The sequence below is a fragment of the Cohnella abietis genome, assembly GCF_004295585.1.
GTDB lineage: Bacteria > Bacillota > Bacilli > Paenibacillales > Paenibacillaceae > Cohnella > Cohnella abietis.
In genome coordinates this window covers 1,652,238-1,667,965 of the sequence record NZ_AP019400.1, presented here as the reverse complement: position 1 = coordinate 1,667,965, position 15,728 = coordinate 1,652,238, and the positions used below count along the sequence as shown (strand labels likewise).

At 42.9% G+C, this 15,728-nt stretch carries 6 protein-coding genes; 1 reads left to right on the top strand and 5 read right to left on the bottom strand.

Annotated features, from left to right (window positions below; genetic code table 11):
* Positions 1-25: 25 nt before the first annotated feature.
* Positions 26-3,160: a carbohydrate binding domain-containing protein gene (locus KCTCHS21_RS06710; protein ID WP_162309290.1), complete on the bottom strand. Its 3,135-nt coding sequence runs from the start codon at positions 3,158-3,160 to the stop codon at positions 26-28.
* A gap of 241 nt (positions 3,161-3,401) precedes the next feature.
* Positions 3,402-5,357 carry a glycoside hydrolase family 127 protein gene (locus KCTCHS21_RS06705; protein ID WP_130606132.1) on the bottom strand — a complete coding sequence of 652 codons (1,956 nt, stop codon included), beginning with the start codon at positions 5,355-5,357 and terminating at the stop codon, positions 3,402-3,404.
* Between the two features lie 255 nt (positions 5,358-5,612).
* Between KCTCHS21_RS06705 and KCTCHS21_RS06700 the strand changes: the two genes are divergently transcribed.
* Positions 5,613-6,500, top strand: a complete 888-nt coding sequence (locus KCTCHS21_RS06700) for a helix-turn-helix domain-containing protein (protein ID WP_130606130.1) — start codon at positions 5,613-5,615, stop codon at positions 6,498-6,500.
* 107 nt (positions 6,501-6,607) lie between these two features.
* On the opposite strand, the gene KCTCHS21_RS06695 is transcribed toward KCTCHS21_RS06700, so the two are convergent.
* From KCTCHS21_RS06695 to KCTCHS21_RS06685, 3 genes are all read right to left on the bottom strand, one after another.
* Positions 6,608-7,573 (bottom strand): Rpn/YhgA-type helix-turn-helix domain-containing protein, encoded by a 966-nt coding sequence (locus KCTCHS21_RS06695; protein WP_130606128.1) that lies wholly within the window; start codon positions 7,571-7,573, stop codon positions 6,608-6,610.
* Positions 7,574-7,720: 147 nt separating this feature from the next.
* Positions 7,721-12,328, bottom strand: a complete 4,608-nt coding sequence (locus KCTCHS21_RS06690; protein WP_130606126.1) for an S-layer homology domain-containing protein — start codon at positions 12,326-12,328, stop codon at positions 7,721-7,723.
* Positions 12,329-13,498: 1,170 nt separating this feature from the next.
* Positions 13,499-15,667 (bottom strand): hypothetical protein, encoded by a 2,169-nt coding sequence (locus tag KCTCHS21_RS06685; protein WP_130606124.1) that lies wholly within the window; start codon positions 15,665-15,667, stop codon positions 13,499-13,501.
* Between the last annotated feature and the right edge of the window lie 61 nt (positions 15,668-15,728).

Below are 15,728 nucleotides of genomic sequence, written 5' to 3'. Positions count from 1 at the left end.
TGTCCCCTCTCCCTTTAGCCCGCAATTAATTCAGAATAAGCTGAGCAATGGCTGACAGATCTGCAATGTCAATCACATTGTCTTGATTGATATCCGCTTTTTTGTATATATTGTTCCAGTTCGGATCCGAGAAGGTCTTTCCATAATAGGAGCCCGCAATTGCTAAATCCCCTATGCTAATGCGACCATCTCCGTTCAAGTCCCCACGGTTTTGGATTTTAAAGGCTAGAGAAGAACCAGCGATTTCGAGCTCATCACCCTGAATGTTGGCTATCAATATAGCGCTGACATTAACGGTTACATCCATTGGCACAACAAAGGTTTTAGCTTTGAAAACAAACTTTAACCATTCTCCAATGGCTGCTATACTGGAGCCTTTTGAAACCGCGATGATCCTTACTTTCCCAGGTGCAATCTCCTCATCGCTAATAACAGTAAATCCTGCTTTTAATGAAGAGACGGAGATATACTCTAACTTGGTGGAATCAAAAGTGATCGTTAGATCTTGGGCATAAATATGATCAAATCCAATCTCGTTAATCCCTTCAAGACCATACGTCAGTTCAAATTCCGAATCACTATTAACCAAATGATCACCCATTAAGGTTGATGCACTTGTTGTCTCTATTGCCCTATCGAGAAAGAAATCATCTAAGTAAATATCTTCCATAGAGCTATCAGATTGAAAATATATACTTGCGCGGGTAACCGTACCTGTCCATGCAATATCTTTAATGCCTATAATTTTCGTAAACTCATCACTACTTATCATCGTAATGGGAGTCGTGTACCAATGCGCGCCTGCACTATCTGTAATATTAAGCGTTACCATTCCACCTGAAGAATGGTTTGCAAACTTGGCCCACACTCCGAAGGAATAGGTTCCTTGTCCCTTCGAATTTAATAAACTTGTAATATCCTGAAATGCCCCTGCCCATGTATCAGAACGATTAGAGGCCCACAGCGAATAGTTGCCCGTGTGCGCATAGATATTGCTCACATCAATCGATGCACCCTGTGCACCCCATGGCGCAACAATTCCCTCTTCAAACCCAGGATTCACTAATTCGGTTATATCTGCATTCGTTGAAGAGCTTGTTACATTGGACAGCGAAGATTCATTAGGTATTTCATTTATTGTCTTTATAGCAAAATAATAAAGAGTATTTGCATCCAAAAGGGGGATAGTAACAGATTGTGATGTCCCCGATATTTGTGGGAATGGTCTCTCTACTACTTTTGTTGCAGTGGACCAGTTCTGTTCGGTAATTGGCGAAGTTGAATACCGAATGTCATAACGCGAAGCAGTTCCTGTGCCTCCGTTGCTACCTGATGCAGTCCAAGTCAATATAGCTTTATTATGTTGAGTTGAACTAACTGCAAGATCTGTAATGTGACCAGGCACTGATGCTTCATCAGCGCTACTATGACCTCCACTAGTATAAGCAATAGTAGGCGTCCAACTAACGGCATCATTTGCCCCATCAATTCCTCCATTATTTACTTCAAAGCGGATAACATCATTCTGAGCAACAGAGATGGAATCCAAATTAGTTGCATATCCTGTATAGTCATTGGATGATATGGACTGCGAATTGCTGGAAACAGGCCAAATAACTTGACCATTCTGAGTTACGCGAACCAATACCCCGTCTCCACCGACACTATTTATGAAGGCTTGCCCTCGTAGACTTACAATGCCACTATAAGGCGCTGTCCAAGCTCTGGAAATCCAGTCTGTTGCTGTATCAGAAGCACGTAGATTAAACTGCGAAATATAGCCGCCGGTAGTTCCGTACCATTTCTCGGTAGAGTCATAGTTCAGATTCGTATAGCTGGTGCCATCGTATAATTGCTGCGACCAATTTCCAGAATGTCCAACAGCTCCGAAATCGTTGGCAGCATTATTGATTTTGGAAGGTGACGGAACGAATACATTATTGACTATTGATGACCAGGCTGTGAAGCGGCTTTCGTCTCTTAGGAATTCATTCTCAAAGAACAAATTGTCAGTAATAGTGCCCGTAGATTGCCCTGTATCACTTGTCGCCCATAATGCTCCGAGACCGTTATTTACAAAGGTATTTCCTAACACCTCGTTGTTGCTGTTAAAGTCTGTACCTAGTCGGTCTGGAACTATGCAATTACACATGAGCCATTCCAAGGCACCACCAAAGTTGTTGGCAAAGTAGTTGCCTCTAAAATGGTTTGCATCATTTTTCCCTTCATTATCAATCGCTGATTGATCCGTCGATCCCGTATCAGGCGTATTCAAGAATAAATTGTTGGCAATCGTTATATTTTTTGTGCCGAATAAGAAGCTCGCCGTAGTTCCACCCGCTTGATTTACATTTGCAGCACGGTCTATTCGGTTTCCCGTCCAATAAGAATCCTGTACATTCATAAATACAATTGCTTTGGCTGATATGTCTTGCAAATCATTATTATTCAACTTGATATTTTGAAAGGTATTGGTAGGAGCCGCAGCATTATTATGCATAACAACTACACCATAGGATGAAGTTGGACCAATTTTATTTTCAGAAATTTCAACATCCTTTACTAGCCATTGTCCAGCAGTTGGCAGAGCGGCTACATCCGCACTTCTTACCTGAACCGCTATTGCATTTGGACCTCCAACCATGTCATGAATATAATTGTTTTTGAAAATAATGCCCTGATGTCCAATCGTTGAATAGAGAAACTGCGGTCCTATTCCTGCATGACTAATCTCAAGATTGCGGACTTCCCAATAATCAGCATTCCTAAGCGTAAACGTCCTATCTGTTGCATTATTATTCCCACGGATGATAGGCCGCTCACCGGTTCCATAAGCATCAACGAGAATCCAGTTTGCTGAAGTTCCCGAACCGCCTGCTGGCTTGAATTCCTGCGTCCAGCTGCTGCCCCGTTCCAGGTAAATCGCATCACCTGCAGCAAATGTCTTCGTATTTACAGGGGTAAAATCACACCATGGACCTTCATTGCCACCCGTGAGTGTTCCGGAATTACCAGTATTCGTATTGCTACAGTTATTATTACTGATGTAATAATTTGCTGCGTACGCAGAAGTGGGTGCACTAAATAAAATAACTGCTAATACCGCGAAACTAAAACACACTACATAATAAAAAGCTGATACTTTGAATCTGATTTTCATGTTGTTTTCGCTCCTTCTAAGTATGGGATAATTTATAAGCGGCATCTAGATTGTTTTTGATACCGCTTACAAACAATATGTTCTCATAATCTTTCAAGCCCGTTAATGGTTTACCCTTACTTTTATAGTCTTGTGATTACTCTCTTTAGCAATTGGAACAACAAAAAAATCACTCTTCACTTTACCAAGACAGCATAAAGTGAAGAAGTGATCTATTTGAAAACTATTTATTTAACGTGTATCAGTCATTGCTAATCGGAGCAACCTGCAGCGACTCATTAATCCAAACGACCATTTTGCCAGCATCACGATTGGCCCAAGCGTAGTAGGGAACTGCCGTAATATCGATTTCTTTGCCCTGCCATGCTGGTGGTAACGCCTCGCTATAAAGCTGAGCACTCCATTGCTGCCTTTGAGCCTTGTCCTTATCGCTGAAGGTATATCCTAGTCCCCGAATGACATGAACTCCGTCTAATAATTCAGGTTGATATACCGCATGGAGCTCGGTACCGCGCGGGAGTGAGATTTGTGTAACATCTTCATCATGATCCGTCGCCTCTAAACAATAAACAATTGGGCCCCGCTCTAGAGCGAGCTTTCCACGATTGGACTCCACATTTGGGTGAGCTTGGATTTGTTTAATGGTCATTAGAATCGATACTTCAACGGTATCCCCCTGCTGCCATTCTCGACTAATGCATACATAGCCTTTGTCCGACACTAAATCAGCTATTAATTCCCCATTTACGCGAATATCAGCTCCCTTGCTCCATCCAGGAATTCGGATGTAGAGGTTAAAGGACTTGGCCGCGTCTGGCTGAATAACCAGTTTAATATCGCCATCGTTTGGATAATTTGTTTCCTGCTGAAGCTTAACTGATGTGCCCTCGATATCAATGTCTACCGTTCCACCTATGAACTGGTTGACGTAGAGGTCATTTTCTTTGCTGCTGTAAATGTACTCCCCCATCTTCGGGAAAAAGCGAAGCACATTCGGGGGACAACAAGCGCATGTAAAGTTTGCCTGTCTGCGGTGCTTAGCGTCACTATCCAAAGGATTAACGTAGAAGAACTTCTCCCCATCTAATGAAATTCCCGCAAGTAGCGCATTATAGAGCACTCTCTCCAGAATGTCTGCATATTTAGCGTCTCCATAAAGGTTATTCATCCGTTGGCCCCAGAAGACAAGGCCGATCGATGCACAAGTCTCACAATAGGCTTCGTCGTTAGGCAGAACATAATCCTCGGAGAAGCCTTCCCAGCCTCGGATGGTGTCACCAATGCCACCGGTAATGTACATTCTTCGGTTAACCATGTTGTCCCAGATTCGTTCCAGCGCTAGGGCGTATTCTTCATCACCTGACAGCTCAACAATATCCGCGACACTTGCATAGAGATATGTCGCTCTAACAGCATGACCTTCAATGGTATCCTGCTGCTTCACCGGCACATGCGCCTGCATATACTTCTCTCTGCCATGCACTCCAAAAGGGAGTGCTTCCAGTTGTAGAGCACCTTTAGTCATTGCCGACCAACCGCCGTACATTTGTTCCTTAGCCTCAGGATTGCCTCGCATCTCTACGAAGAATTCCGCCAGTTTGTAATACCGTATTTCATCTGTCGCCATATAAAGCTTAATCAGCCCTAGTTCAATTTCTTCGTGCCCTTCATAGATCAGACGCTTTCCATGTCCGAATGTAGCATCGATATGATCAGCAAATCTACGCGCAGCGTCTAGAAGCTTCGTATTACCTGTCGCATCATAGTGGGCAGCTGCAGCTTCGAAGAAGGTACCCGCCGTATATAATTCATGTCCGAACAGGATATCCGTCCATCTCTGATCTGGAGCAACAATCGTAATAAATGAATTCAAGTAACCATCTGGCTGCTGCATCGCAATAACCTTATCAACAGCCTCATCAATCATTAGTGCTAGCTCGGGAGTAGGACGCTGCTTATACATCCAGCAAGCCCCTTCCAGACCTGTATAGAATAGTCCGTCGTTAAACAGCTCGCCCTCATATTCTCCTTCCATAATCCCCGCTGCCTTGTCAAAATTACGGAAATAGCCGTCTTCCACGAAATTATTCCATAGATGAGGCAGTGTCTTCTCTCTGACTCTCTCTATCCGCCCAGACCAGAATGAATCATTAATCGTCACTTTATCGAACGACACAGAATTAAGCTTTTTAAACATATTCTCTCATCCTCGCATAATAGTTATAGTTTTCCTGTAGCCTTCACAGGGGTTTTCGTATCTGTTCATATTTTATCTATAAACCCATTTGCCAGCAGTGGTCTGATTATTAGATTAGGTGGAAAATACAGACCTTTATTGGGTTACTCCATGTAAGCTGTAGCTGTTCACTCTTGAGACTTCCGCAATAAGAAATCTTCTATTATACTTATCTAAAATAACCCACATACACCTAAGGAAAGAGGGCTGCGGAACATGCAATTTTTGAAAACAACCCTACACGATCCGCTTTTCTTTCTCTCTGGTGATCACTTTGCTTACAAGGAAAATTTCATTCATCCCACACGGACGATGGACAGCTTCGAGATTATTATAGGTCTTAAGGGAATTCCCTATATTGAGCAGAACAATAATCAGTACCAGGTTGGACGAGATCAAGTGCTACTACTACTCCCTAACCAAGAACATAAAGGCTATGCTCCATCAAAAGAGGAAATTAATTTTAACTGGCTGCACTTTTACTGTCAGAGCTCGTATGAGATTATCGATGAGGATGTTGCGAGGGCGGAGATCCTTCTATTGAAAAATGTTCACCCTACCAACAAGCTAACCTCCTATATCTACTTGCCCATTTTTTCCACTCCAGCGCATATGGATCGGATTCATATTATTTTCCGCCAGCTGATTCATGTGGCTAACGCCAATTACTATACAAAGCAAGCCGTCAACTACACGCTTACCTCTCTGCTCATCGAGCTCTCGGAGCAATATATTTCAAGCTCTCTTCAGGAGAGTGAGACAAATGTTGGTCGTGCACCTCTTGTGAAAATTTTAGAATATATTCGAATCAACTGCACAAGGAATATTAACGTTGCGGAAATAGCTGAGGAATTTTTCTACAACAAGGATTACTTGTCCCGTATATTCAAAAAGCAGATGGGTACTAGTATTCACGACTATATTATTTTGCAAAAAATGTCTAAGTCTAAGGAGCTTTTAACCCAAACAGGACAGAGTATTAAAGAAATTGCCTATTTGCTTGGATTTGAAGACGAGAAGTACTTTATGAAGCTTTTCAAAAAATATGAACAGGTCACCCCCACCGACTATCGCAATGCCTTCTACCGATCATCCAACACTTAGTAATGGCCCAACTTGCCCATGAAAGAACAAAAAAACCTTGATGACCAGAAATCTGGCATCAAGGTTTCTCTACATTTTAACGGTGAATCATTCTTAAGTGTTAATGATTAGTGTTTATGAAGCTTGCTGATTTGCGATGAGCTTAAACCCGTTATCTCTTCAATAATTTCCGGGTCAAGTCCCTTTTCAAGCATTTTTAGAGCTATTTCCTGTTTACTCTCCTGTATGCCCTCTTGTATACCTTCCTGTTTGCCTTTGAGCAGCCCTTCCTCTTTACCTTTCAGCAAACCTTCCTTAAGACCTTCCTTAATTCCTTCCTCTTTGCCCTTCTTCTCCCATGAGGTCATCCACTCCATCAGCTTCTCCTCCTCGTGCGGATATATTCGTTCTATATTTTCCTGTAATTGAATGCTTTCAGCAGGGGTTAATTGCAAATAAGTTTCAAAAAATACCGTGAGCATCTTCATTCTTGCCGGATCTAGCTGCATCTTAGTCATCATACGTAGAAATTCAAGCTTCACCATAACACGCTCACTCTTATTATATCCCATACTGCTCAAGAGTGCAGCGGCCACTGGGTTACCTTTGTCAAGAAATGTTCGCCATTTGTGCTTACTTAATTGTACTGTAAAATACCGAAAAGTCATTACATTTAAGAACGGAAAGCTCCAGGTAAATCTATCTGGCTCCTGTATATCCCGGTCATGGCTAAATATTGCAATAGGTAAAATGCGCCGACGGTATTTCTCGTATAGTTTACTAGAATAGAGAAACATTCTCTCTGCGAAGTTGCTTTGATAATAAGACTGCGGCTCCAGATGTACAATAATCAAAGCCTTACTAAGTTCATCTAAATTATCATTATTACCACCCTCTTCCATCAATTTAGTCTCAATAAGAACATCAACACGCCCAGTGGCCCCTCCTGTCACATCCGTAAACAATTCCTCAGACAGGAAAGTCACATGTGAGAAATCGATATGAGGGCAAGCCTGCGGAAAAAATAGCTGCATAAACTCTTTGAAGAAGGTTTGAAGCAATTCTTTGAATAAACGATCGTGATCAATACCCATATACATGTCGACCTCCTATAGTAGCCACAAATATGCCGTAGAAAACACAAAACGCCACCCAGTTCTCCCTATTGGAGAACGAGTGGCGTGTGCTTCACGTCCGAGTATGCTAATTGCTATTATCGTATCATGAATGTAGAGTAACGTCTATTCAATTAGCACATAAGCATTCAACAAAACGATTACTGCTTCCGCACGAGTGAGCGCGGTGCTTGGTGAAAACCGATCACCACTCTGGCCTTGAATGATTCCATTATCCTTCAAGGTCAGAGCCGCTGAAAGAGCCCACGAAGGTAAAGCAGTCTCATCACTAAAGTGTGTTTCCTTCAGTCGTGCGGCGTCACTCTTAAATCCGAATGCACGAGTGACCATGACTGCCATTTCAGCTCTTGAAATCGTGCGATTTGATTGGAAGGTACCGTCTGCATAACCGCTCACAATACCTGCTTTTACTGCCTTAGCTATATTATTTCTTGCCCACGATGGAATCTCGTTTGCATCCTTGAACGTAAGCGTAGCTTCATCCTGCATAGGTAGAACACGTACTAATAGGGATACAAACTCCGCTCGCGTTACAGCTTGGTTCGGACGAAATGTATTGTCGGAGTATCCATCAATGAATGCTAGTACAGTTGCTTCAGCTATTTTTCTTTCCGCCCAGTGTCCCTTCGTGTCTGTAAAGGTAGGTAATACAGTGGATTTAGCATCCATCGCAAATACAGCAAATTTCGTGAAGTGATTAACTGTAGCCGTTATTCGATTGCCATTAACGGTACCACCCACCTCAATCCATTTCTTCGCAACCTCATCATAGTAGCAAATCACTAAACGTTTATTTTCTTTCCCCGCCTTGTCGAACAGCAAACTAATGCTGACTGGCTGATCAAAGCTCCCCTCTATACTCTTGATCACCTCGTAAACGGAGCTTACGAGAGTCATTCCATCCGTAGTATAGCTCTTAGGATCAGTAAGCTTCTGAATGCTAATATCCATCGCTCGGGACGAGGCCCCTTTAGGGATATTAATGACGATGTCATCAGATAGACTGACAGAGCCCGCACCCCCTGCAGACAGGGAGATAGTACCAGCTTTCGGTTGAACAATCGAGTTGCCGCCACTGCCCTCGGTAGGCTTGCTTTCAATTGGATTGTCAGCTCGATTCACGGTGATAGTATACGTTTTCTGCGCTCCATCCTTAGCGACAACTAAGATAGATAACGTATTGGCACCAATATTCAGATTGTTCATCTTAATAGGCGTTCCTGCACTTATTGGGTTACCGTTCACAATGACGGAGGCTTGATTATCCGATCGGGTGACTGTCACGTCCAGTGTAGTGACGCTGTTGCTAACATCAACTGAATACTCCGTTACATCCACTATGAATTCCGGACTTAATATACCCTTGTTTACCGTTATTCCAATCAAATCCGCATTCGAAATGACTGTTGAATTGTGAACAGCTTCTATTTGGGCGTTCGCTACTCTCATGATATTGACCATATCCGTATAGGGTTGATCCTGCTGATTCACTAAACCATGATTGAAATTCTCTCCTGACACCACGATTTGAGAATCAGGTCTTCCTGTGAGAGGTTGATCATAGTATAAAAACCATCCAAAACCAACAAACGTTGGATTGATCGCTTGCGCCTCAATAAACGCTTGATACTTCTCCCCTCTATTCGCAATACTGGTGGAGCTAGTAGCCCCATTAATAGAACTTAGTCCTCTGTCCATATAGTTGAACGAAAATTCTAAATTTAATAAGGGTTTATCAACCGCTTTGTAACCTTCCAAATAACTTGCATCATCTGAATATACATCTACTGAAATTGCATCTATATATTCTAGCCCTCCCAAATCCCAGTCTTTAGAAGTCCTCCATCCAGGTATTACTGCAGATCCAAGGAATAAATGATTAGTATCAATACTCTTAATCGCCTGATTCACTTTGGAATAATAATTTTTGGAAGCCAGTTGAATATAACCTGAGAGATCAGAGGCGATATTGTCTTTCTGCTCAGCCGTAAAACTGTCAATGTCAATCGCTATATTAACCAATTGATTAAAGCTCGTTACATTTGTTCCATAGTTTAGATTTACTAATGATATATCCCCATTATATTTTTCTGATAGGAACGCTACAAATGCACCTTTTGCAGGTGACTCGACTCCCCTTCTCAGCACTTCCGCAACCACTTCATTATCCCATCCCGCTTCATTATCATAGAAATAACCGATAAGGTAGGGATCGTCTTTTAATTGTGTTAGTTTTTGAGCAAAGCTATCCTCCAGTATTTGTTGATAGTTCGGATCGAAAGGGTCTTGTGTCCATAATATTTTAATCGTATCTGCAGGAACACCGAAATTATCGATATAGGGCATTTGGAGATCCACATTTCTTGACCACTTACTTAACGTATTAAAGCCCCAATCTAAGAGTCGTTTTTTCGTAATATCTGCATTTTTCATTCTATAATCCGAGCCATATTTACGCATAACATTTGCTTTAAGGAAGCTTACCAATCCATCCCCCCAGCTATTACTGCGATTATAGTACGCATCTGCATAAAGAACAGGGTCAGGAAGCTCCTCAAAAACATCTCTTGGAGTTCCATCGTGATTGAGGTAGCGAGTCGTATAACCTCCTTCATCTAATTGGGTTACATCAACGCCCTTCAAGAAAAACTTATGACCCTCAGGGGTCAGAAACCACCATATGCCATTTATTTTTTTCAATTGGAAGAAGCCTGTCCCCTGATAAGTACCTTCACTTTTCATACCGCCATATTGATCATATTTCACAAGATCTAGAGCTACCTTTGATAATTGATCTGCCTCTATCTCAGCCTCACTTTGCAGTTGCTCATCTGAGGTTACCTTACCAGGCCATTCCTGATAAAGATATTGTCCATATTTATCCACTAAGAGTGTCGTGCGATCAGTTTCTCCTAGTAGCTCTTCACCCGTAAGGGCTGCTCCGGGATGACTTCCCACTGCTCCATTCCCTTGATAGAATTCGATATCCGAAAGGGGTAACGACTGCCATGGATTCGCTTTATGTACCTCTATGATTATAAATCTTGCAAGCTTATCAGATGCATTAATAGTCAGCTCTTGATTAGCTTCCCTAACGGACTGGTCAGGAAAATGAGTGCCGTACCATTCATTGTTGTACATTATGGCATAGGTGTTTACAGCTTCCGCACGATACTTAACTGTTATTTGTTTAACGCCATGCCACTGGGACCCAGCATTACTAAAAACCTTTATCTGACTCAGCGGATAATCCTTCAGCAAATCAACAACAATTGTTCCTGTATTATTTATACCTCCAGCGTCTCCCCTCCAGGTTACGCTTGTCGATGCTTCCCCATCGGTCAGCACCCCATCCGAGAAGGCAATCAGGTTGCTGTTCCCGTTATCTGGAACGTTCCCTTCATTCGGTGGATTACCATATACGTAATTACCAGTAATAATCTGTCCTTCTTTAGGCATTGCTTTGGATGACTTGTTTATTTCTTGCAGCATTTCACTTGAAGTCAGCGCAGGTGTCGATGCTGTTCCGACCGTTCCTATACCCTTATAGATCTCAACATCCATAAGTGCAGCAAATTGCCAATTATGCATCCGAGTGACCTGTACAATAATAAATCGCGCTTTACTGTCTGACATAGGCGCAGTTAGCGTGTTTTGGCGCTCTACTCCTGCTGGTAGCGGGTGCACAGTTCCATACCAATCCTTAGAGAGTAGTGTGTAATAATTGCTTGCAGACTCCTCGCGGTATTTAATCGTGATGTTCTTGATCCCATACCATTCGTCTAAAGCGTTACTGATTATTTTAATTTGATCAAGCGGGTAATCCCTCAACAAATCGAATACGATTGTCTGTTGATTGCCGCCTACTCCGTTCCCCCTCCAGGATGCAAATGTTGATGAATCCCCATCAGTCAATGCGCCCTCCGAGAAAGCAATCAGACCACTCGCCCCTTTGTCGGGATCATTCCCTCCATTCGGGGGATTATCATATACATAGTTGCCGGCAATGATCTGATCCAAATTGGGTAGAGGCCTAGATGGCTTGCTTATTTCCTGCAGCAAATCACTTGCAGATAATGCTGGCGCCGGAGCTACTCCGACTGGTCCAGTTCCCTGATAGATTTCAACATCCATAAGTGGAGTGAACTGCCAGTTATGCAGTCGTGTTACTTGTACAATTACATACCTTGCCATCCGGTCTGACATCGTGCCTGTTAGCGTGTTTTCACGTACTACCTCTGCAGGCAGCGGGTGTACAGTTCCATACCAATCCTGAGAGAGTAGTGTGTAGTAATTACTTACAGACTCCTCGCGGTATTTAATCGTAATGTTCTTGATCCCATACCATTCATCTAAAGCGTTACTGATTATTTTAATTTGATCAAGCGGGTAATCCTTCAACAAATCGAATACGATTGTCTGTTGATTGCTGCCTACTCCGTTCCCCTTCCAGGATGCAAATGTTGTTGAATCCCCATCAGTCAATGCGCCCTCCGAGAAGTCAATCAGCCCACTTTCCCCGACATCGGGTATGCTTCCACTTCCAGCATTTGGTGGAGTCACATAAACATAGTTGCCAGACGTAATTCTTACTCCATTCCCGTTATCATTCACTGCATTAAAACCATTTTCATGAATATCAGCTGCCGCATTAGCAACCGTTGAATAAAAGAGACTAATGATTAATACGAGTATTAAAAATCTTGACCTCATCCTAAATACCTCCCATTTTTTTTATTAAACACTTACTGTAAGCGCATTTAAATGGCTTCTGAAATCGGATGTACAATGTCTATTTGAGCATATTCAACAACAAACGATCTGCATAACCTTCCCTCCCAAATTAAGTAAGCGCTTTATTTTATTTATTCATCCTATCACCGTAATCATTTTTTGTAAATATAAATAACATTAATTAACATTACTAATTACATTATTTATTAAGGATAAACAACTAGTAAAATGCTGTTAAATCATAATTCAAAGGTTTAACCCAGTTTATTTTCCATTAAACACTACCATCAGACTCATTAGGCATACCAAATAGCAAAATAGACACATTACTAATAATTATATTTTACCAAAAAAATAATGTATAGTAATGTTACAGTGGGGGCAACACGCCTTGCCGCGCATACAGAAAAAACCACCCAATAGACGGGTGGTAATGAGATCCTTTCACTTCAGTAATAAAGACTTAGGATGCCCATTCTTTACTTGCCGCCAAAATGAGTCAAATGGGGAGCTATGCTCTTGGCTATAACCGGAGAACCGCCCTTTTCTATATATCCTGGTTGACATGAAATCCGGAATTTGTCCCCTTTAATGGCCGCCCCATAAACATAGCAAGATGCCATGGTTTCCATTGCAAGCCAGCTTTCCTCCGGGGCCATCAAATACAATACCCTTCACATTATCCAATTGTTAGCGTTCAATAACCCTGATAATCTCGGCCTCCACATGCGCCTTAACCTCCGGGATTGCTAAATCCAATATGCATTCCTTGATCTTTCCGTATCTGGAGACAAACCAATTGGGATGCTGCTTTGCTAATTCGGATTTATTCCCTGCACTTTCATCTCCACCCACAACTCACATTTCAATCCTTTTGTAGGATTCCAATCCTCCCCTGTATTAGCATTGCTGCAGCACCAAGTTCGAATAAGAAGAGAAATCACTTGCGTCTGATGCCTGAGCTCAAGTATTCCGCACACTTCTCCAGAATCGAGTGTATTGGTCTCAAAATTGGCTAGCCCCGATCCATATCTAAAACCCTTATTTTCGCGCTCCAACTAAGTAATATAATTTTGATTTCCCATCCCAAGTCCTCCGTGTTCTACTTATTAGATTTGGCACAATCAACGATTGTGCCAAATCTATTTTTTATTGCTTCTCAATCTCCAGTATTACTGTTGTATTACCCTTAGGCTTATTCCAACGGATTTCAGTTGCCTCTATCGTCACATCGATTCCGGCTGCAGCCGTCATCCCGCTTATTCTATACCCTGCAGGCAGGCGAATATGAACAATTACCCATTCCGCTGTGCTGTCCATAGGAAACTGGATTTCAGTTGTAATTTGTTGCGCTTCCGCATTGTACCTTAATTCATAGCTTATGGTACCGAAGTGCGTCGGTGCTTTGGTAATTCCAACTGCTTCCCCGCTTGTCAGCCACTCCCGATGAGTGCCTCTTGCCAAGTGCAAGCCGACTTCATCTTCCATTACAAGACAATCTCTTAATAAGCGAAGTACCGCAACGGGAGTCCACAAATGCTGGCGATCCCCTGCGCAATCAGTTGTACCCGGCTCCTGCCCGCGTTCCTCGCACCAGGTAATTAGTGGAGTTCCGTGATTCAAAGAGCTATACAAGTAAGAGATTGCAGCATCTCCATTGCCACATGCCAGATGGAATTGTGCTACATTATCGAGAGTTGCAGCGATCCACATCCCATCTTCCATCCAACCGGTGTGTATCGGCATACCACCCGGACTCATTCTTGCTTCCATGTAACGGATTGTACCCTGCAATAGTTCATTGTCTACATCAAGTAATCCACAAGGCGTTAATACATTTAATGCACCCCAGCGGCTACCCGAGGTTTTCCCCGCTACCCCCGGAATCCAGCGGTAGCCGTCCTCTTGTATCGCACCCGCTTCCAGAGACTGCTTCAAATCAACCAAGGCTCTGTCATAGTAACCTCGAAATTCTGCGGCTTCCTGTGGCTTCTGAAGAATCTCTGCAGCTTCAGCAGTCAGCCGATCCGCAAACAAGCTGTAAAAATTATGCGAATAGAAGACACCATAATGATCATCATCATTCATAAGCCCGCAATCGCCCATTCCCCGTGGCATTAGACCGTATTCCGTTGTTCGCATCCCATCCACGAGAACTCTGGTAGAGGCGCGCATCCCTTCCTGCCAGCGGGAGCTCGCCGCCATCCGCGGATACACTTCAGCCAGAAATGCCAGATCTCGTGTAAGACGATAATGCTCCATCACTGTCCAAGCTTTGAAACCGCTCGCTGCCCAAATAAGATGAATCCAGCCTTTGGGCTCCGTCCAGTCCCCATTATCCTCCTGCTGGGCCACTGCCATTCTGAATCCACGCTCTGACTGTTCGTGCATTCCCAACTGATCCAATGCAATGCATCCCAATAAAGGCTCCGCCGGGTTTGGAGCCCGGTACATTTCCGTTCCCGGAGTCGGTGCAATATAACCCTGTGCAACAGGCTCCCTCATGATGAATACATCAGCAAGCGATGCATAAAAACAAGCTCGAATTGAAGCCTCAGGAACGTGAATCTGCACAGCTTCGGCCAGTAAGTCTCTCCATACCTGTTTGGCCTTCTCCGCTTCCTGCTCCCAATTTACTAATCTTAAAGACTCAAAATCATCACGATAAGCCTTATAAGGACGAATCACATAAGCCTCAGCAGATTCTCCGGGCTTTAATTGCCAGGTTAGCCGAAAGCTCGCTGCCTTCGTTTCCGAAGTATAGTTACCTACTCCGAATACTAGAATCCGATCCGCACGTTCCCTCCAGCCTGCCAATATTAAATCAGAAGGTTCGTTACGGTTAACCCAATTAGGATTAGAAGCACTCATTGCTCCATCTAATCCACAAAAAAGCTGGTAAGTATGCTCTTCTTTGTCTGTATTAAGGATCTCGATCTTAGTAATCGCAGCTTCGGCAGCACCTACGACTTCCAGCTTCATCTTTCCCTTGATATCTTGGAAGTTATTGACGAGAATGGGTAGACTCCCTTCTCCTCGTGACCATTTATTCTCTTTGAATGTTTTGTTGTCTACGGATGGCTCGAGCATAACATGCCAATAGTCCGACGGTGTCTTATAGCTCCCAAGCGGCATCGCGGTCAAATCCTCATAAGTCCATAACATTTTCAAACGATCAGCTTCTAAGTCAAGTAAGGTTTTATTACTGCTATCAGGCAGTGCAACCGTTAAACGATGCGGCGTACCAAATGAATAAGAAAAATCCACATGATTATTTAAGGAGCTTGAAACTTCAAATGCATTATTATTGTTGGCCATAAGAATCCTCCTCCAGTTGTTTCGGAAACCCACTTCGAAACTTCCATATATTATTGTTCAA